General features: G+C 39.8%; 19 protein-coding genes. 4 read left to right on the forward strand and 15 right to left on the reverse strand.

Annotated elements, in window-relative coordinates; genetic code table 11:
• Nucleotides 1-190: 190 nt before the first annotated feature.
• The 5 genes from VCASEI_RS16800 to gcl form a co-directional block, all read right to left on the reverse strand.
• Nucleotides 191-1,354: an aromatic amino acid transport family protein gene (locus tag VCASEI_RS16800; RefSeq protein WP_089111187.1), complete on the reverse strand. Its 1,164-nt coding sequence runs from the start codon at nt 1,352-1,354 to the stop codon at nt 191-193.
• A 237-nt stretch (nt 1,355-1,591) separates the two neighbouring features.
• On the reverse strand, nt 1,592-2,197 hold the full coding sequence (locus VCASEI_RS16805) for a TetR/AcrR family transcriptional regulator (protein WP_089111161.1): 606 nt from the start codon (nt 2,195-2,197) through the stop codon (nt 1,592-1,594).
• Nucleotides 2,198-2,550: 353 nt separating this feature from the next.
• Entirely contained in the window at nt 2,551-3,447 is an 897-nt protein-coding gene (locus VCASEI_RS16810; protein WP_086958845.1) for a 2-hydroxy-3-oxopropionate reductase, read from the reverse strand.
• 80 nt (nt 3,448-3,527) lie between these two features.
• A complete protein-coding gene (hyi, locus tag VCASEI_RS16815; RefSeq protein WP_089111162.1) occupies nt 3,528-4,304 on the reverse strand; it encodes a hydroxypyruvate isomerase in 777 nt (258 codons plus the stop codon).
• Nucleotides 4,305-4,365: 61 nt separating this feature from the next.
• A complete protein-coding gene (gene gcl, locus VCASEI_RS16820; protein WP_086958849.1) occupies nt 4,366-6,141 on the reverse strand; it encodes a glyoxylate carboligase in 1,776 nt (591 codons plus the stop codon).
• Nucleotides 6,142-6,561: 420 nt separating this feature from the next.
• On the opposite strand from gcl, the gene aceB reads away from it, so the two are divergent.
• The 3 genes from aceB (at nt 6,562) to VCASEI_RS16835 (ending at nt 9,580) form a co-directional block, all read left to right on the forward strand.
• Nucleotides 6,562-8,151: a malate synthase A gene (aceB, locus tag VCASEI_RS16825; RefSeq protein WP_394347161.1), complete on the forward strand. Its 1,590-nt coding sequence runs from the start codon at nt 6,562-6,564 to the stop codon at nt 8,149-8,151.
• A 130-nt stretch (nt 8,152-8,281) separates the two neighbouring features.
• Nucleotides 8,282-8,710, forward strand: coding sequence for a GlcG/HbpS family heme-binding protein (locus VCASEI_RS16830; protein ID WP_089111164.1), 429 nt, complete (start codon nt 8,282-8,284; stop codon nt 8,708-8,710).
• 135 nt (nt 8,711-8,845) lie between these two features.
• Nucleotides 8,846-9,580, forward strand: a complete 735-nt coding sequence (locus VCASEI_RS16835) for a GntR family transcriptional regulator (protein WP_086958855.1) — start codon at nt 8,846-8,848, stop codon at nt 9,578-9,580.
• 102 nt (nt 9,581-9,682) lie between these two features.
• Here the strand turns inward: VCASEI_RS16835 and VCASEI_RS16840 are convergent, their stop codons facing one another.
• The 5 genes from VCASEI_RS16840 to VCASEI_RS16860 form a co-directional block, all read right to left on the reverse strand.
• Entirely contained in the window at nt 9,683-10,093 is a 411-nt protein-coding gene (locus VCASEI_RS16840; RefSeq protein WP_226983304.1) for a YgiW/YdeI family stress tolerance OB fold protein, read from the reverse strand.
• A gap of 242 nt (nt 10,094-10,335) precedes the next feature.
• Entirely contained in the window at nt 10,336-10,734 is a 399-nt protein-coding gene (locus tag VCASEI_RS16845) for a YgiW/YdeI family stress tolerance OB fold protein (RefSeq protein ID WP_086958859.1), read from the reverse strand.
• A gap of 99 nt (nt 10,735-10,833) precedes the next feature.
• Nucleotides 10,834-12,072 carry a sensor histidine kinase gene (locus VCASEI_RS16850; RefSeq protein WP_086958861.1) on the reverse strand — a complete coding sequence of 413 codons (1,239 nt, stop codon included), beginning with the start codon at nt 12,070-12,072 and terminating at the stop codon, nt 10,834-10,836.
• Nucleotides 12,065-12,736 carry a response regulator transcription factor gene (locus VCASEI_RS16855; RefSeq protein WP_086958863.1) on the reverse strand — a complete coding sequence of 224 codons (672 nt, stop codon included), beginning with the start codon at nt 12,734-12,736 and terminating at the stop codon, nt 12,065-12,067. The genes VCASEI_RS16850 and VCASEI_RS16855 overlap by 8 nt, the downstream gene beginning before the upstream one ends.
• Nucleotides 12,737-12,803: 67 nt before the next feature.
• A complete protein-coding gene (locus VCASEI_RS16860; RefSeq protein WP_086958865.1) occupies nt 12,804-13,877 on the reverse strand; it encodes an AI-2E family transporter in 1,074 nt (357 codons plus the stop codon).
• Between the two features lie 283 nt (nt 13,878-14,160).
• On the opposite strand from VCASEI_RS16860, the gene VCASEI_RS16865 reads away from it, so the two are divergent.
• The gene (locus VCASEI_RS16865; protein WP_086958867.1) at nt 14,161-14,727 is read left to right on the forward strand and encodes a sugar O-acetyltransferase; all 567 of its coding nucleotides are present in this window, start codon (nt 14,161-14,163) and stop codon (nt 14,725-14,727) included.
• A 73-nt stretch (nt 14,728-14,800) separates the two neighbouring features.
• On the opposite strand, the gene VCASEI_RS16870 is transcribed toward VCASEI_RS16865, so the two are convergent.
• The 5 genes from VCASEI_RS16870 to VCASEI_RS16890 form a co-directional block, all read right to left on the reverse strand.
• Nucleotides 14,801-15,991, reverse strand: coding sequence for a sugar transporter (locus VCASEI_RS16870; protein WP_086958869.1), 1,191 nt, complete (start codon nt 15,989-15,991; stop codon nt 14,801-14,803).
• Between the two features lie 234 nt (nt 15,992-16,225).
• Nucleotides 16,226-18,700 carry a molybdopterin guanine dinucleotide-containing S/N-oxide reductase gene (locus tag VCASEI_RS16875; protein ID WP_086958871.1) on the reverse strand — a complete coding sequence of 825 codons (2,475 nt, stop codon included), beginning with the start codon at nt 18,698-18,700 and terminating at the stop codon, nt 16,226-16,228.
• A 9-nt stretch (nt 18,701-18,709) separates the two neighbouring features.
• Nucleotides 18,710-19,813 (reverse strand): NapC/NirT family cytochrome c, encoded by a 1,104-nt coding sequence (locus VCASEI_RS16880; RefSeq protein WP_174208767.1) that lies wholly within the window; start codon nt 19,811-19,813, stop codon nt 18,710-18,712.
• A gap of 276 nt (nt 19,814-20,089) precedes the next feature.
• Nucleotides 20,090-20,551: a DUF2127 domain-containing protein gene (locus tag VCASEI_RS16885; RefSeq protein ID WP_086958875.1), complete on the reverse strand. Its 462-nt coding sequence runs from the start codon at nt 20,549-20,551 to the stop codon at nt 20,090-20,092.
• A 62-nt stretch (nt 20,552-20,613) separates the two neighbouring features.
• On the reverse strand, nt 20,614-21,117 hold the full coding sequence (locus VCASEI_RS16890; RefSeq protein WP_086958877.1) for a GNAT family N-acetyltransferase: 504 nt from the start codon (nt 21,115-21,117) through the stop codon (nt 20,614-20,616).
• Nucleotides 21,118-21,161: the final 44 nt, after the last annotated feature.

The following is a 21,161-nucleotide window of genomic DNA, read 5'->3' on the forward strand; positions in this document are numbered from 1 at the left end:
TCAAGTTTTTATGATCACATTTTTTAAACAATTTTATAACAATATGATTTGGCTATTCTTTAAAATTAAAGTTTTAGTAGTAAATTAGAAAAAATACAGAAAGGTGAGTAATAAAAACAAAAATGCCGACATAAGCCGGCAAATATTAGGGCGGGTTTATACCCACATGAAGTCAAATATATAGCTTTATTTACTGAACAAACCACGACACGAAAATAAAAACACCGAAAAAGAATGTCATTATTAAACCAATATTACCGCCTGAAACGGTATAAATTAAACTTGATTCAGGTAAAAGATGTTGAGGTTTTCTGACTTGAACAGCCATCGCTAAGGGTCCCCAAATCGCCAAGAACACCAAAATCATACCGGCATAATCCAACATGCTCACAAATTGATTGGAAAATATACTGGCTAATAATAAAGGCACAACGAAAGTAAGACCAAAACATAAGCCTTTATGTTCTGAAATAGCATCACGATTTTGATCATACAAGGCCATAGACACACCAAGGAAAGAGGTCACCAATGCCAATGCAGAAAACACCGAAATCACCCCTTTTAACAATAAAGAATGCCCACTAAACGCGGCAATCAATTCTGAAATATGGTTAAACTGGCTAATTTGATCCGTTCCTAAATTACCAACAATGGCAAATAACCACGTTAAATAACACAATAATGGAATAGCCGAGCCCAATAACACCATATTACGCAGTTGTTTTGGCGTTGCGTCTTTGTTGTATTCAACTAAAGAAGGTATGACCACCATAGAAGTGAAACTGGTAAAGATCACTGTGCTGTATTTCACTAAATCAAACAACGTAAAATTAGCCGTTTGTGTTAAATAACCAAGGTTAATTTTGCTAAATAGCGATGCAATCACGACACATAACATTACGACCATCAAGATAAACAACACTCGGTTTAATTTATCAATGTAGCTTTTACCAGAGATAACAATCACACCCATCAATAAACTAAAAATGGAGTAACAGATGGGATTCGCAACATTGATACCAAAGCTTAGAAATAACTTATGTAATAAATCACCAATACCTAAACTATAAGCCACCATCATACAAAGGAGCAGCATATAGAAAAACAGATTCATCGCGTATTTACCCTTTACGCCTAATGTTGCAAGCGCAACACTGCTTAAGCCAGAGCTCGTTTTCGTTTTGGTGCATGCTTCAGTGAGTAACAAGGTGGCATACGTGGTGCCGATAAAGATAATCAGCATAAGCACAAGGCTAAGTACAAACCCAAATTGAGCTAATACCATAGGAATCGCTAGCATTCCCGCCCCTAAAGCGGTTCCAGATAGGATCAAAGAACTACCGAATAATTTCATATTCACAACATTGGTCCTTTAAATGTTCATTTTTGTCATTTTTAAAGGCGCAAATTCTAACAGAATATTCTGCATTCAATTCAAAAAACCATCAATTAAGAATAATTATCAGCATAAAACCTAAATAAAACACAATTAATAGTGATTAGTTCTTAATTATTGCAATCATTCAAACATATCGCACAGTCAAAGAAACCAAGACAACAGATCATATAGCCAAGTAACCGAAAAAGGCATTTACTTAACACCGCAACCTTGCAAAATCATGCTCGTTAAAAATTCTGAAGCTTCCGCATAGTCTTGCCTTGTCAGTTTCTTTTTATTCATGACTCGACAAATCTGCCAACCAAAGTCCGCATAAGTTTGGGTTGCTGCCCAGATAGTAAACATAAGATGATGAGGAGAGACAGCGTTCATTCTTCCCTGCTTAATCCAAGATTGAAATTTGGCAAGAATCATTTCAGATTGTAGTTGTAATTCATCTTCAATATCTTTAGGTAATGACTGCCCACCCGACATCACTTCATTGGCAAACACTTTGGAAGCGTATGCGTGATCACGTGAAATAATCAGTTTAGTTTTAATATATTCACTGAGTGCTTCAACTGGGTCATCAAGATCTTGAATGGGTTTTGAAGATTGTAATAAAGGAAGGGTCACACTTTCTAATACCGCTCGGTAAAGGTTATCTTTCGAGGTGTAATAATAGTAAATATTGGGTTTGGGGATATTCGCTTCTTTAGCAATGTCCGCAACTTTAGTGGCGGCATAACCATATTTGGCAAAGTGTTGGCTAGCAGCCTCTATAATGGCGTTTTGATTGCGTTCTCTCACTTTGGCCACGTTTACTCTCCTTACAAATGGCAGGTAGTAAGTGTTTTAACATAGCTAATAATAAATTCATCTATTTTTTATATTATCTGTAACTGAATAAACAAAAAATCCCAAGTAACTTAAATCATTCATCAATCGTCGGTACACAATACTAAGATTGAAATTCAAGTCACTCGGGGCGCACTTAAAGGAGACAAAAAAGTGCGTTAAAAACCAAGTATCTGCAATCACTTTGATCCATTCCCAAATAAAAACCAAAGCGACGAGTCCAGTACAAATACTTGGCTACATCTAAAAAGGGTTATTCTATTTAATGCACCATATCCATAATATAGGAGCGCATAAAATAAGGTGCCAAGCCGTTATTCACCACGGATATTATGATTGGCTAGTTTCTCAATAGCTTTAACCAATGCAGAGTGATCCCAATTTGAACCATCCATGTCCGCGCAATCACCAAATAAGTTTTGTGTGCTGGCGGTATTTGGCAAAGTAATGCCCAGTTGCTCTGCACCACTTAGCGCTAGATTTAAATCTTTTTGGTGAAGTGAGATTCTAAAACCTGGATCAAATGTTCCTTTCACCATACGTTCACCATGAACTTCTAGTACTTTAGAATTGGCGAATCCCCCCATTAATGCTTCACGGACACGTGCAGGATCTGCGCCTGCTTTTGATGCAAAGACCAACGCTTCAGCAACCGCTTCAATGTTCAGCGCTACAATGATTTGGTTCGCCACTTTACAGATTTGCCCTGCGCCGTTATCGCCAACTAAGGTAATGTTTTTCCCCATCACTTCAAATAATGGTTTCGCTTGTTCAAACGCCGATTCATCACCGCCAACCATAATAGTAAGCGTGGCATTGATTGCGCCAACTTCACCGCCGGATACAGGAGCGTCTAAATATTGTGCGCCCGCTTCTTTAATTTGTTTGGCAAACTCTTGAGTTTCAATAGGAGCAATCGAACTCATATCAATAACTAATTTTCCCGCAGATAAACCTTGAGCAATACCATTATCACCAAATAAAGCATCCGCCACATCCGGTGTATTTGGCACCATGGTAATAATAATATCGGCGACTTGCGCCGCTTCTTTACCGCTATGAACAATCGTGGCACCGCCATCAACTAGTTCTTGCGGTGGTGCAACAAAGTGGTCAGAAACCACAATATCATAGCCCGCTTTTTGTAGGTTAACCGCCATTGGTTTACCCATAATGCCAGTGCCAATAAATGCAATTGTTGGAGTTGTCATAATATCTTCCTTAATCTTTATAACCGACGAAATTGAGCCGTGCTTCAATGACTCCGGTTATGTATAAATAATATAAATGGTTACGCTAATTGACTTAGCCAGCCGAGTCCTTCATGAGTCGTTGTTTTTGGCTTATATTCACAACCAATCCAACCGTCATATCCAATAGAATCTAAATGTTTAAATAAAAATTGATAGTTAATCTCACCAGTACCCGGTTCATGACGACCAGGATTATCGGCCAATTGAACATGTTGAATTTGTCCAATATGTTCGGAAAGCGTTGGGGCAAGGTCTCCTTCCATTATTTGCATGTGGTAGATATCGTATTGAAAGTTCAGATTATCACTCCCAACCTTTTCAATAATGTCTAAAGCTTGCTTGGTATTGGTTAAAAAGAATCCCGGAATATCGCGAGTGTTAATAGCTTCAACTATTAAGCGAATGCCATTTTCTTGTAGCGCTTGCGCCGCAAAACGAAGATTAGAAACAAAAGTATCTTCTGCTTGTTGTTGGCTAACGCCATCCGGCACGATACCCGCCAGACAATTTACTTGATCACAGTTCAAGGCTTTCGCATAATGGATGGCCTTAGCCACACCTTGTTGAAATTCTTCAACTCGTTTAGGGTCAACCGCAATACCGCGGTCACCCGAGAGCCAATCCCCCGCAGGTAAATTAAATAACACCTGCTGAAGCTGATTCGAATCGAGTACATCTCTAATGGTCTCGGCTTCAAAATCATAAGGGAAGAGATATTCTACGCCTTGAAATCCAGCATTGGCGGCTTGCTCAAAACGTTGTAGAAAATCCACTTCGTTAAACAGCATGGATAGATTTGCTGCAAACTTAGGCATAACACCCTCCTTTGTTATCTTGTATACCCAATATTTGAATACTGGGTATTCTCATCAAAATTTATTGATTAAATGTAATCGCCGTTGGTGCGTCATTTGGATCAAGCGCTAAACTTTCAAATTCGTTAACACCATCGATCTCAACGCCCATAGATATGTTAGTCACTCGTTCTAAAATGAACTCAACCACAACGGGTACTTGATGCTTTGCCATTAACTCTTTCGCCTGAGCAAAAGCTGCGGGCGCATCTTCAGGGTTGCGTACTCGAATGGCCTTGCAACCTAAACCTTCAACCACGGCAACATGATCCACCCCATAGCCTTCCATTTCTGGTGCATTTTGGTTGTCAAAGGCCAATTGAACACAGTAATCAATATCAAATTGACGCTGAGCTTGACGAATTAAACCAAGGTAAGAGTTGTTGACCACCACATGAATATAAGGCAGCTTAAATTGCGCACCAACCGCGAGTTCTTCGATCATAAATTGGAAATCATAATCGCCAGAAATCGCAACAATTGGGCGTTTAGGATCAGCTGCGCGAACACCAAGCGCAGCAGGAATTGTCCAACCTAATGGGCCAGCTTGGCCACAATTGATCCAATGACGTGGTTTATACACATGTAAGAATTGAGCCGCCGCAATTTGCGACAAACCAATCGTACTGACGTAACACGTATCTTCCCCAAACGCTTTGTTCATTTCTTCATAAACACGCATCGGTTTCATTGGTACTTCTTCGTAATGTGTTTTGCGCAACATACTGGCTTTACGCTCAATACATTCACTTACCCAGTCGCTGGTGTTTTTCAACTTACCTGAAGCTTTCATTTCTTTTGCAACATCAAGAAACAACGTCAATGCAGATTTTGCATCAGACACTATGCCTAAGTCTGGGCAGAAAACGCGACCGATTTGAGTCGGCTCAATATCTACATGCACAAACTTACGCCCTTGGGTATACACATCCACCGAACCGGTATGACGATTTGCCCAACGGTTACCAATTCCTAGCACGAAATCAGAGGCCAGCATGGTGGCGTTACCATAACGATGAGACGTTTGAAGTCCGACCATGCCCGCCATTAATTCATGATCATCTGGAATAGTTCCCCAACCCATTAATGTTGGAATCACAGGCACGTTAAGAAGCTCAGCTAATTCTTGCAACTCAGCACTTGCTCCAGCATTAATAACACCACCACCGGAAACGATTAATGGCTTTTCTGATTCCGTCAACATCGTCAATGCTTTTTCAACTTGTGCTCGTGTTGCCGTTGGTTGATAAGGTTGTAATGGTTCATATGTATCAATATCAAATTCAATTTCAGCTAACTGAACATCAATCGGTAAATCAATTAATACAGGGCCTGGTCGGCCAGAGCGCATGATATGAAACGCTTGTTGAAAGGCTCGAGGTACCAAAGCTGGCTCTAACACAGTCGTTGCCCATTTAGTGACTGGCTTGGCTATCGATTCAATATCTACCGCTTGGAAATCTTCCTTATGCAAACGGGCACGAGGGGCTTGACCGGTAATGCATAAAATTGGAATGGAGTCTGCCGAAGCTGAATATAAACCTGTGATCATATCCGTTCCTGCTGGGCCAGAAGTCCCGACGCACACACCGATATTGTTATCGTTAGTACGAGTATAACCTTCTGCCATATGCGACGCTCCTTCCACATGGCGAGCTAAAACATGATCGATTCCACCCACTTTCTTCATAGCAGCGTAAAACGGGTTGATTGCTGCACCCGGCACACCAAACGCAATATCCACACCTTCTTTTCTCAATACTTCAACTGCTGCTTCAATAGCTTTCATCTTAGCCATAATCCAATCCCTTTTGATATTGTATACAATGAAAAATACATAACCTATTCTAGGCATTGAAATTGAAATAGAGCAAATAAAAAAGAAAAATAAATGTGATTTTCTTTAAAATATAGCGATAAAGCGCTACAAACAAACAAGTTACATCTCATCTGACCAGATCTTTCATTATTGAACAACAACACAAAACGTTAAATAAATTTTGATTTTTTGTTAAAACAGGGATATACCTAGAGAAAGTTTAAAACATTAATGTACACAATTTTGTATAAATAATTATAAATCACCGTAAAAAAGTTAAGTAAAGGTTCCCAAATATCTTTACTTATCAATGATATTTAATGCTCGTACATGTTCATAAAGGAGACGATTATGCACAGCACTGAGGACCGTAAAACAGACATGCAAACCAATACTGATATGCATGCTCTTAACGTGGTCGGCGAATTAAAAACCGAACAGCAAAAACAAATTATTTCTCAAGACGCTTTAGATTTTCTCAATGCGTTAGTGACTAAATTCAGTGAACCGTTGCAACAAGCGTTAGATTTACGCCACCAACGTCAAGCTAAATTTGATGCTGGAGAGTTACCAAATTTTCGCGCCGACACTCAAGCAATACGTGATGATAAAAGTTGGAAAGTCGCACCAATTCCAACAATACTGCAAGATCGTCGAGTTGAAATCACCGGCCCTGTTGACCGTAAAATGGTGATCAATGCGTTAAATTCTGGGGCAAAAGTCTTCATGTGTTGCTTTGAAGATGCATCATCACCGACCTGGGAAAACATGATAGATGGTCAAGTAAACCTGAAAGATGCGAATGCTGGTGTCATCAGCTATTTTGATGAGAAAAAAGGAAAACAGTACGATTTAGTCGCCAGCCCAGCACAATTATTGGCTCGACCTCGTGGCTTACATTTGCCAGAAAAACATATTCAATACCAAGGGCAACCCATTGCAGGTTGTTTGATGGATTTTGCATTGTATTTCTTCCATAACTACCAAACTCGCGCAGCAAAAGGCGAAGGTGTGTACTTCTACATTCCAAAACTGGAAAGTATGGAAGAAGCCCAATGGTGGGACGATGTATTCCGTTTCACTGAAGAATATTTCGATGTAAAAATTGGAAGCATCCGTGCGACCGTCTTAGTTGAAACGCTTCCAGCTGTATTCCAAATGGAAGAGATTCTTTATGCCATGCGCGATCATATTGTGGCGATGAACTGTGGACGCTGGGATTACATTTTTAGCTATATCAAAACACTGAAAAATCATAAAGATCGTATTTTACCGGATCGCCATAGTGTAGGAATGGATAAACCCTTCTTAAACGCATACAGCCAGTTATTAGTAAAAACTTGCCATGCACGCGGCGCTTTAGCGATGGGAGGAATGTCGGCCTTTATTCCGAATTCTGATCCAGATGTTATGCAACAAGTGTTAACCAAAGTTGAAGAAGATAAAAATCGTGAATCAAATAATGGGCACGATGGTACATGGGTTGCCCACCCTAAATTGGTTAATGTCGCAATGGACATTTTCAATAAAAAACTCGGCGGTAATGTAAACCAAGTTGATTTTGATAGCAGCTATGTTGGTGAGATCACCGCACAGCAACTATTAGAGCCATGCCAAGGGCCACGTAATGAAGAAGGGCTACGTAAAAATATTCGTATTGCTCTTTATTACATTGAATCTTGGATTAGTGGCGTAGGTTGTGTACCAATTTATGGTTTGATGGAAGATGCTGCGACCGCAGAGATTTCACGCGCAAGCATCTGGCAGTGGATCAAACATGGTGTACAACTGGATGACGGCCAAGTGGTAACGGAGGCGTATTTCCGAACTCTATTGGCTGAAGAACTAAATACTATTAAGCAAGAAGTTGGCGAGCAACGCTATGCTCAAGGACGATTTGAAGAAACGGCCAAGATGTTCGATACCTTATCGACCCAAGACGATTTTGCAGAGTTCTTGACTCTACCGAGCTATCCGCTTCTTTGTTAATAACCAATAGTTTGCAATCGCTCTCTGTTTTAATCGAGCCTAAGTATTAAGACAGAGAGTCTTTGTAAACTTCATATCAATCAAAAGATTCAATAATCCATGATTGATATTATTAATGAGGATCTTGACCATGAGTTTGACACTACAACAAGCATTAAGCATTACACACGGTGCGTTTAATTCCGCACTTAGTTTAAAGAGTGCTCCACTCACTGTGGCGGTATTAGACAGTGGTGGCAAACTGATTTCCCTGCAACGGCAAGATGGGTCTAGCATGATGCGACCAGATATTGCCATTGCCAAAGCCTGGGGAGCATTAGCGTTAGGATGTTCATCAAGAAAACTGGCACAAGATGCCGATGTAAGACCTGCATTTATTTCCGCTATTAGTGTACTTGCCCATGGCAATATGTTGCCCGTACCTGGTGGTGTACTCATCCAAAATGAAACGAAACAGGTTCTTGGTGCAGTTGGGATCAGTGGAGATTTATCTGATTTAGATGAAAAGTGTGCACTAGAAGGCATTTTGCATGCAAAGTTGTATTCATCTGAGACTTAGATAAACTAAGGTCTATAATGTACAATCTAAGGGCGTTTTATGCATTATTTTCAAATGACTCGTTTTCAAATGATTCGTTTTAAAGTAACTTGTTTTCAAGTAAACACGCCCACCTCACTTTCAGTAGATTAGGCCATGACCAAATTAACTAAGTTATCGAACACGAAGATACAAGCGAAAGCAAATAACCAAACTCAAGATGACGTGGTGTATTGCCACATTTTTGATGCCATTTTGGAGCAACGCTTGCCTCCAAGCACTAAACTTAATGAAGAGTCATTAAGTGAGATCTTTGGTGTCAGCCGTACTATTATTCGCCGTGCATTACTACGTTTATCACTTGAGCAAGTGGTCGACATAAAGCCAAACCGTGGTGCGACAGTTTCAGCTCCAACGATTGAAGAAGCAACTCAAATTTTAAAAGCACGTGAAATTGCAGAACTTGCAGTAACTGAGCTCGCAACCGACAATTGTAATCCTCAACAAATGCAAATATTACGCAATTTAGTGACAAGTGAAGATGAAGCCATCGCGAATGGTGATGTCGGTCGTGGTATTCGTTTATCGGGTGAGTTTCATATCGAAATGGCAAAAATGGCAAAAAATGGTCCCTTGCTTCATTTTTTACGCAGTTTAGTGTCGCAAACCTCACTATTGATTGCTCAATATGAAGGCAGTAATAACAGCAATTGTTCTCAAGATGAACACACTAATTTACTGAATGCGATTGAGTCTGGCGATAGAGAGAAAGCGCTTCATTTAATGGAACATCACTTGATGCATATTCGTGCGAATTTAAATTTAAGTGATGATGCAACCTCTAGCGATTTACATGTCGTTTTTTCTAACATCATTCGCTCGCGCGCTTAATTCACAGCTTTCCTGTGGAAGATCCGTGTTTGAAGCTTTAAGAACCAAATTATAAAAATGTCCTGACTTAAAAATTAGGACATTTATTGAAATCACTCATCTTTATTTGAGCACGTCTAAACTATCAACATCAATTGATATATTGTTCCAGTCTTTTTCAACCTCACCTCTAATCACAATATTCGTTTCTGGCGTTATTGTTCTGCCAAGCCAGATATCATCATCAATCTCAACAGTGATATCCCCTGTCGGATCTTCGAATATATATTCTTCATCACCAACAGACATCGTTAAACGGCCCGTTAGTTGAATTTTGGTATCATCACTAGCATTTAATGCACTGATCACATCTCTCATAATACGCTTAGATTTACTTGGCCCCTGAAAACCTCCCCTAGCATTCTCAGTATTAGTTGGGCTAATCTGCTGGGCGGTTGAATGTCCTAAATGATTATCGGCAAATGTAGACGCCGAAAATACCCCTACTAAACATAGTAATAAAATTTTTTTCATGTTGAGTCCCATTTGAAAATAAAGATCCCATGTATATTATTCACACTGGTAAACCGATTATGCCGTTCAATGAGTGAAGAAGACGTGAAATTTTATTACCGAACTTAGCTGGAATAAAACAGCCTGACTCATAGGAATCAGGCTGTAACTGTCATAACAGACATTCATTGAATTTTATTTAACTTAGTTTTATGACACCGTACTGTTTAGTGTTATTTCACTACTTAATGACACTAAACACCTTATTTAACTTCAAGGCTATCTACATCAATAACAAGGCTATTCCAATCTTTATCCACTTCACCACGCAGGATAATGTTATCTTCCGTGGTTATGGTTCTGCCTTGCCATTTATCGTTGTCTATTTCAACGGTGATTTCTCCTGTACTATCAGAAAAAATATATTTTTCATGCCCTGATGAACTTTTTAAATGACCAGTTAAAACCACTTTTTGATCATCACTTGCTTCTTTCGCCATCTCAACAGTTTCAATCAATTTTTTCCCTGTATAAGGGCCTTCAAAGCCACCCTGAGCCGATGGTTGTTGTGTTGTGTTAGCCGGTGAAATAACTTCTGACATCGCGATACCAGAAAAAGATAGAGCCGTAGCAAGCGTTAAAATTTTAATTGTATGTTTCATAAATTCACCTTTAGTTATCTAATCTGAAAAATATGTTTGGTTATTGGTACGACATTAGATTATTTGAATCAGCGTGAAGATTTTGTGAAAATTTTAACTCTATTTATTCTTTAATACATGGTTTGATAAGAAATTCACCGTCGCAGAAAAAAAAGCGCCATCGGAATCAGTTGTTAATGTCCAACCCATTCGCTCACAGATTCGCTGAACGATAACCAGCCCACAGCCATAACCAGAGTTGTGTATATTATGGCCATCATGCTGATTTTTAATTGTGAGCTTTTCATTATCGAGCTGAAGAGTAATATCACCAATACTGTAACTAAACGCATTTTTTACTAAATTACTCACTACAATATCAATAAAACTTTGTGGTGCAATCACTAGGAACTCACCCTCTATTTTAAGGGTATAACTGGCATCTTGTTTATCAAAGTGCTGAGCCATACTTTCCAATACCCACTGAACTCGTTCAGATAATTGAGATTGACCAATATGATGTGGTTCAATACTTTCTTTTCCTAACAGCAAAAAGGCTTCGGTCAAGGTTTGCATTTGGTTAGCGGCATCCTCTAGCCGAACAATTGCTCTTTGGGCAGCTTTAGATTGTTCTGGGATCTTTTTAAGTAAATCGGTCGAGCCTTTTATAACCATAATTGGCGTTCGCAACTCATGGGAAGAAAACCGGCTAAACTCTTGCTCCCGTTGAAAGTATTCAGAAATTTTCGCTTTACTGTCGAGTAAAGCTTGTTCAATACTGCGAGTCTCTTTATAAAAGGTATCAACATCAAAATTAGGATGTTCTGGCGACATAGCGCCAATCTTTTTTTCAATCTGAATCAAAGGTGTGGAAAGTAATCGCACGAAGTATAAGCCATAGGCCATCACTGCAATCAAAAATATCGCCCCAACTAAGAAAGTCACTAAATGTAGGTTATCTTCATAATGATCAAGATAATCATCAGCATTATCTTGATACACAACATAAAGCCAACCTATCCCTGAAGGATGGGGAGTAACTAAAAAGTGTTTATCTTCTTCGCCTAGCTGCTCTTCAAAAAAACCCGCTGAAGTATAGCTTTTCAACCAATCAGGTGTCTCTTCTTCAGACCAATAAGTATCTAACTCTTGTGGATCGGGTAATGCTGCTTTGAAGCCATATTGACGATAACTCTTCATATATTCATGAGTTTCAGTCGTCAACCTATGTTCTAAGCTAATAACTTCTAACCTATCTTGCGCAAAGTAAATCAGCCCCCAAAACAAGGCAAACATTAAGCTGGTTAAAACAATAAAAGTTAAACGAATTCTGACCGATAAACTGGGTATTTTAGTCATCTTTTAAACGATACCCTTGACTATGTAACGTTTCTAAACGTGATGTTTCAAACCCTTTATCTAATGCACTTCTTAGCCCGTAGATATGGCTTCTCAATGAATCACTAGATGGGCTATCTTCTCCCCACACTTCTAAAATAACGGCCTCTTTACTTACAATGGCAGGTGCATTTTTCAATAACAACTTAAAAATGATACGTTGAATTTTACTCAATTTAATGACGTGGTTAGCCCTTATCACCTCATTGGTTTGTAAGTTCATAGAAAGATCAGCAAACGTTAACTGACCGACATCAATTCTAGGTCCTCGTTTATGTAAAGCGTGTAAACGCAAACACAATTCTTGCATAGCGAATGGTTTATTTAGAAAATCATCACCACCAGAATGAAAGGCTTGAATTTTATCGTCCAAGGTATCTTTTGCAGTTAAAAAAAGAATGGGCCTGTTACAGTGCAATTCATCACGTAAAGTTTTTACGGCGGTAATTCCATCCATTTTAGGCATCATGATATCCATGACAATGACATCATAATGATTGTCATGGATAAGCTTTATTGCACTTTCACCATTATACGCGCAATCAGCTACAATACCTTCTAGCTCAAGATAGTCCATGATCGTCTCCACCACGCTATGGGTATCATCAACTATTAATACTCGCATAAACCACCTTTATTGTTTCATCTTTCATTTCAGAAAAACCAAGATACTTAAAAAAAAAAGCAATAACTCAAGCCGTTTTTTTACTCTCTCCTAGCCAGATAGTGAAAACACCCCACCACAATGCTAATACTACCGCTCCTAAGAAAAGCCCAATAATGCCAGCAAACATCATCCCCCCTAACGAGCCAATCACAACCACTGGCATAGGTACCATCGAACCTCTCCCCATTAGAAGAGGTTTCAGCACATTGTCAGACAAACCAGCAAGCAATCCCCATATAACAAAAATAATAAATGAGGTGGTATCTGCCGTGAAGTACATATAAGCAAAAAGTGGAATTAGCGGCAAAATCGCGGGCAACTGAGCAATACACAGCACCAAAATAACTAAGCTAATTAACCCTGCGGCTGGAATATGAAAGGTAAATAAAGCTGCACTAATAATCGCGCTTTGAATAAACGCAACGCCAATTACGCCAACGAGAACACTGCGTATAATACTCGACAACATTCCTGCCCATTGAGTGCCATGATCTCCAGCACTTCGTTCAAAAACCTGAATCACCACTTTCGAAATAGGATCACTTGCTGCCATGAAAATCCCCGCAATCACAAGAGATAATAGAAACATGATTAAGCTTCCTAGCCCGCTACCAAAGGTTGATAATAATTGGGTTAAAACCCCTTTAATTTGAGGAAGAAATTGAATAACCAACTCTTTGATATGGAGTGATAGGTAAGTTAAACCATCAAATATACGCTCTCCGACTAAGGGTAAGTCTTTTATTGCTTCATTGGGAGACCAGTTTTTAAGCTCTCCTGATGTTGCCATATTCGTAAGAAACATCAAACCGTCATAGATAGACGTTGAAATCATCGCAAAAGGTATCACAAGAATGAAAATACTGAGTAATGTCACAATAGACGATGCAACAGAACGATTCCCTTTAATGCGATCACTCAATCGATTCACAACAGGATTTAGCGCAACCGCGATAATCGCTCCCCAAAGTACCGGCAAAATAAATGGTTGAACGATATGATAGGTCCCCCATACCAAAATAAAAATCAAACCAATACGTACGGCCGACTCAACCATATTATTCACAAATATACGTGAGGCTTCATCAATGGATTTCATAAATAAACATTCCTTGTAGGAGGATACAGTAACTCATTAAAATATAGGATATTCTACTCTTTAACGCACCCGATGGTATTTATTTCATTATCAATACATTCTTAATTGTTGCTTACCATACGTCGCCTTAGTAAGAACATTGTGCTTATTTTATGTGCCGCAAGGTAATTCAAAATATTGAGATACCATCCCACTTTTCACACTAACAAATTAATACATATTTCGATAAGCTGCCGTTTAAAAAGAGTCTATACCCATATATATATCAAAAGAGAATCGCAAAATGCCAATAAAAAGTGAAAAACAAAAAATGCTATCGGGTGAGCTATTTAATCCTAGCGATTCACAACTTTCTGATGAGCGGAATCGTACCAAAAAACTGTGCTTCCAACTTAATCAAACTTGCCCTACTAAAATAGAATTACGTAGAGCCATTATTCAAGAAATAATGCAAAGTGAGAGTGGTGGTTATATCGAATCGCCTTTCAACTGTGACTATGGCTATAACATTAAAGCTGGCAAGAATTTATACATTAATCATGGTTGTACTATTTTAGATGGAAACCAAATCAATATTGGTGATAACTGCCTTATTGCGCCCGGAGTGGTCATTGCAACAGTGAACCATCCACATGATCCGACAATTCGGGCTACGTGGTTAGAATACGCTTTGCCTATTAATATTGGAAATGACGTATGGATAGGTGCAAATGCAACCATTTGTCCAGGCGTCACCATCGGGAGCAATTGTATTGTGGCAGCGGGAAGTCTTGTGAATAACGATTTACCCGCCAACACAGTATGCGGGGGCGTGCCAGCGAAAGTATTAAAAAATAATCCCCCGCAATAATAAAAATTTAATGTCGTAAAAAGCCACGTAAACGTTTATCGATACGCTTATGTGGCTTTAAAGTCACTGGGATTTATTTTCGCAATGTCGGATAACGATACAGTAAAGCCACAATCAGCGCCAAGCCAAAAACAGCCACTAATGAAGCAGCATAACCAACGTTCGGTAAAGACCAAGCAAGAATAACTTGGCTACCAATTAACGCACCAGCGCCTATACCCAAGTTAATAATGCCCGAGAACATCGACATAATAACTTCAAAGGCATCATTATCGATATTAAAAACTTTGACTTGCATGGTCAGCACCACCAGCATTAACGCCACGCCCCACACCACCATGACTATGGACAATAACATTGGGCTATGAATCACAGTCAATAACAACAGCAAGCTGAACAACATACTTCCTGTACCTAATAGCAATAAATGCGTATTCTTTGTTTCACCCCAATAACTGAACATCATGCTACCAATAATGCCAGCACCACCAAATAACAACAAAATAAAGGTTGTGAAATACGCCGTCGAAGAACCAACATCACGTAAGAAAGGTTCGATGTAGCTGTAGGCTGTATAATGTGCAGTAAACATCAAGAACGTAAACGCATAAGCGCCAATTAGTATGGGATTTTTCAATAAGCGTGGTAATTTTTTCAAGGAACCATTTGATAAGCTTGGTAAAGTTGGCAAGATACGCCATAAAATCACCATCAACGCTAATGCCGTCATCCCAATAACAGCAAAGGTCACACGCCAACCAAACCATTGGTCAATTAATCGACCAAGCGGTACACCTAGTACCATTGCCAGAGAGGTTCCCGTGGCTAGCACGCTCAACGCTAGTGTTTTTTTACCTGCAGGGGCAACTCGAATTGCAATAGAGGCGGTTATTGACCAGAAAATAGCGTGCGCCAACGCGATACCTATCCTGCTGATCATCAAAACTGTATAGCTCCATGCAATCACCGAAAGCACATGGCTCACCACAAACACAGTGAAAACACCAAGTAATAAGGTCTTACGTTCTATACGCCCAGTAAGTAACATTAAAGGCAGCGACAAACCAGCCACAACCCATGCATAGATGGTGATCATCCAACCAGCTTGAGCCGTCGAAATGGAAAAGCTTTGCGCAATATCCGATAAAATTCCAACTGGAACAAATTCGGTCGTGTTAAAAATAAAGGCACTGATCCCCATAGCAAAAACCCGAAGGTATTGAATGCGACGTGAGGTCATTTCAGCTTGAATAGGTTGAGTCATTACAAAGGGAGCTCAAAAATGTGTTTTAAATCACATTATCTGCTCAATTGTTGCCATATGGAAACATTTTATTTGATTTTTTTAAGAAAATAATTTGAATTGTCATTAACCTTTCATATCGAAATAACTCACCTAAATAATTGCCCGAATAAAAAAGCCACATTTTGAATTCAAAATGTGACTTTGATTAAGTAGCAATTAAATAAACCAATTAAACAAAAAGCCTAATAACGTTTATGCACCTTTAGGTGGCTCAAAAGCTTGAGTTTCAAGCGTATCACCTATCCATTTTTCGACTTTAACCAGTGCTGAGTTTGCCGCACAGCCATTGGCTAAACGAGAGGTAGGAATATCCAAAGTTAATACGTTTGGCCCACCGTTGCGGCAAATACCGGTTTCAGGATCAAAATCTGGCCATGCACCTTCGTGGATACACACTGAACCTTGCTTGATGCGATCAGTCACATCAGCGCCAGCTAATACTTGGCCACGTTGGTTAAACACACGAACCACATCACCCGTTTTAATGCCACGTTTTGCCGCATCATCTTTGTGAATCATGACTGGTTCTTTGCCTGCAATCGCATACTTTTTACGAACATCAGCATAGTTAAACTGACTGTGTAAGCGATAAGCAGAGTGCGCGGTCATTAATTGCAACTCACCATCTTTAGCAGAACCTGTGTATTCCGTTGGTTCTAACCATGTTGGGTGAGCGGGACAATCTGGCAAATTATAGCTCGCGAGTGTTTTTGAATAGATCTCAATTTTACCACTTGGCGTACCAAGAGGGTTCATTGTTGGATCTTCTCTAAAGTCAGCGTAACGTACAAATTTAGCGTTCTTTTCATTCCACTTCATTTCAATGTACTGGTTTTCTTTCCAGAAATAAGTGAAATTAGGCATAGCCACACGAGAGTTACGCCCCCCTTTTTGTGCAATTTGATAGAAATGATTCAGCCATTCCATCTCATCACGACCTTCGGTGTAAACATCACGACCACCTTTAAATAGGTGCTCTGATAAATCACCAAAGACGTCAAAATCACTCTTAGACTCATATTGAGACTCTACCGCTTTTTTCATCGGTGATAAGAATTGACTGCTGTAATCGCCAACCATCGTCAAGTCATTACGTTCAAAGCTACTGTTAATCGGTAATACAATATCCGCATGCTTAGCAGCGGCTGTCCAGTAAATTTCAGAGACAACAGAAAGCTCAAGTTTTTGCCATGCTCGCGCTAAACGGTTGGTATCTTGATGATGAGTAAAGTTACCACCACCACACCACCAAACCATCTTGATGTCAGGATAAGTTAGTGTATGACCGTTGTGTTGATACTGCATACCTGGATTTTCTAACGCTTCAGTAATACGAGCAACAGGCAAAGCATTAACAACGCCCTCGCCATTATTCAACCAAGAGCTAGTGTCACCACCCGTTGTTGCACCAGCATTAATGCTTGATGAAATAGAAGGTAGGATACCTGCATCACGGGCAGGGTTACCGCCGTTTGAATAGTGGTAAGAGAAGCCGAAACCACCACCTGGCAAACCAATTTGTCCAAGCATTGCAGCTAGAGTCACGATCATCCAGTGGCGTTGCTCACCAAATTGTTGACGTTGCATACCCCAACCGGCCATTAACATGGTGCGATTTTTAGAGAATACTTCCGCTAACACTTCGATTTGTTTTGCTGGAACGCCAGTAATTTTTTCTGCCCATGCAGAATCTTTTACTACGCCATCTGTTTTACCCAACAAGTAATCATTGAATTTATCAAAGCCGTGAGTGTATTTTTCGATAAACTCAGCATCATGCTTACCGTTTTTCACTAAGGTATGTGCAATACCCATAGCTAATGCCACATCGGTCATTGGATGCGGAGCAATCCACTGCGCATTATCACCAAAAAACTCAATCGTTTCTGAACGAATCGGATCAATTGCAATGACCGTCTTACCTGATTTTTTCAACTGATGGAAAAACTCAAGGCCTTGACCATCCGCTGCTGTCCAAGCAATCTCAAGTGTGTTGATTGGGTTCATCCCCCAAAGAACAACCACATCAGAATGCTCCATAACGACAGGATAAGTCGTTTGTTGCTCATAAACTTCAATAGAACCCACAACATACGGCATGATAACTTGCGCAGCACCAGTCGAGTAGTCACCTAGAGAGCCAACATAACCACCAGCAAGTCCCATATAACGCTGTAGCAAAGTACGAGCATCATGCAGTGCACCACTTGAGTGCCAGCCATATGAACCCGCATAAATACCTTCTGCGCCGTAGGTTTTACGGATGCGAGAATGTTGTTCATTCACTAGTTTGTATGCTTCTTCCCAAGAAACACGGACATAGTCATCTTTACCACGAACACCTTGCGGGTTTGATGGATTCGCTAAATAGCCTTTACGCACCATCGGATACTTAATACGAGCTCTTGTATGAACTTGTGATGGACCCGTTTGTTGTAAATGGTTTTCTACAGTCTGAGGAAGAGCATTAGTTGTGTTAACTAATTTTCCATCTTTCACTTCTGCAAGTAAAATCCCCATGCGTCCTGCGGTCAAAACTTTACCGTCAGTACGACCAATTTTTGGTTCTGACGCAAACACAGGCATAGGTTGAATTGATGCAATCGCCAACGCACCAGCTGTAGCACCTGAGCCTTTTAAAAATCTACGGCGTGAAATACCAGTCATGTCCACTCCTTATTCTTGTTCTTTAACAACGTCTTTCGCGTTGTTCTGTAAAAACTTAGTGAGAATCTCAAGATTTAAATCTGAGATATCCGTACGACTACCCATGCTTTTCGCAACAGGGCCCCAAGCATTCACAGTAAAGTGATTTGGTGGGATCTTCGCATGACAAGTAGAACAATACGTGGCATCTAGCTTCTCACCGTATTCCCAAAGTGATTTATTAGAATCAACCACAGGAGCTGTGATGTCACCGGTTAAGCTAGCTGTACGCCATTCATTGCCGTATTCATCGGTAGATGGTTCGCCTAGTTTCAAGGCTTTTTGACCATTTTCTGTTAATGAAGCAAGAATTGAGCGCTTGCCATTACCTAGATAGATAACAGATTCAGCACCTTTCATTTGGTAACCAGAAACCGTTACTGTTCTCTTATCACCATCGGTTTTCACAACATCTAATTCAACCGTAGGGTTGATCGTTGCCAACTCACCCATTTTGATAAAATCAAGTGGGTATACATGCTTAGCATTATCTGGAGTCGATTTCGCTAAATCGTATAAATGGTCGAAAGCTGAAGTATCCAGTTTCATTTGTGGCGCCATATGTGCCACGCCTTTGTGACAATCAATACACGTTTGGCCATCCTTTTGCGCAGAGATATGCATCTCACGTGCACCTTTAGGTTGCTCGTATAACTCCATGGCATTGAAACTGTGACATGAACGACAAGTCGCAGAGTCATTGGCTTTTAATTGATCCCAAACGGTTTGCGCCATTTCTAAACGGTGCTCTTCGTATTTTTCTTCCGTATCAATTTTACCGGTGACAAATTCGTGATAGATATCTTTCGATGCACGAATTTTGGTCCAAAGGTAGTCAACCGTGTTGTGGGTTGGAATATGACAATCGGCACATTCGGCTCTTACACCTTTGCTATTACTGAAGTGGACTGAACCTTGATACTCATGAAGGGGTTTTTCCATAGTATGGCAAGAGACACAAAATTCAGTGGTTGAAGTGGCGTGAAGTACCGCCTGGGAGCCCCCAAACGTAATCCACCCAATTACCACACCGATTAAAACGATGATGGCAATATATCTTTTTTTCATGGTTATTTTCCTTATGTGCCCACAAGCTAATTTTTATTTATTGGCAATTACTACTTAAGGATAGGTTCTGAAATGTAACAACAACAAATGATCTATTAAAAATTAATGATTAATATGCAGCGTTTTTCATTCTAATAAGTGACATCACAGTCATAAAACTACCCATTAAGAGGTACAGTAGTTGATATCCATGACGAAAACATTATTTTTAATCAAAAAACGAAGAAATAAAAATAAATCAAGGAAGTATAGGAAGGAAGCCCTGGCCGAGACTGAATAATATTACGCCGACTTTTCACGCTTAGGCTGTTTCAGAATAAAAATCATATAACCTACAACGAGCAGGTTAATCACTAATGCCCCAACCGTGATAAGATCTACTTTTTGTATCAATTCATACAATTCAAATGGAATGTAAATCGCGCCACTGAGTAACGCGAACCATTCCGTCCAACGCTTTTCTAGCCATAATCCATAGGCTTCAATAAAGCGAATCACACTGTAAAGTAATATCCCTACGGTGAGCAGGTTAATATTTTTCGGCGTTATAGCTCCTATCTTTTCAACCAACATATGAGGGTAATAACTGGCAGGATTTAAGTGACAATGGCGAATCAAATCGATCACTATTTGCTTTGCGTCATGGCTGAATAATGTATAAATTCCAAATCCGATCAGCACCGCTAAAATACCTTTTGACGCTTCCAACGTGGCAATCACTCTTAAACCCACTTGTTGAGACATTCATGTTCCTTAAACGTAATGAGGTAAATGCTTTTCTGTATTAGATATTGCCTTTTGATGGCTTAGTTTTTAATTTGGTTTAAACGTGCCATTTGATAAGCATTAACATATTCACCATGTCGAAAAGCATATTCGACCAGCTCACCTTCAATTTGAAAACCAAATTTTTTATAAAGCGCAATGGCGGCATGATTATCGACATAAACATTTAACTCAATGCGCTTTACATTCAGCCAGTTATCACATAAATCAATCATAGTAGAAAGTAAAGCTCTGCCGACACCTTGTCCTTGAAAGTCATCATGTACACCCATACCAAACGACGCAACATGCCGACGACGAGCATTAACGCATAGCTCTACACCTAAATTTCCCACGACTTTCCCATCAATTTCAGCGACATAAGCATAAGCATTGGAAGGAATACTTTGTAGACGGTCTTGCCACATTTTTAACGATGGATGAGGAAGTTGCAGCGTGCCTGAATAAGCATTGGGAAATTCATAAATGGTTTTTATCGCTTCAATATCATCGATTTCACAATGACGGACAGACACTTTCTGCATATTCGACTTCCTACCATAAACTTACTGAAATTAGGGACTGTTGG

This window comes from Vibrio casei (assembly GCF_002218025.2).
Lineage (GTDB): Bacteria > Pseudomonadota > Gammaproteobacteria > Enterobacterales > Vibrionaceae > Vibrio > Vibrio casei.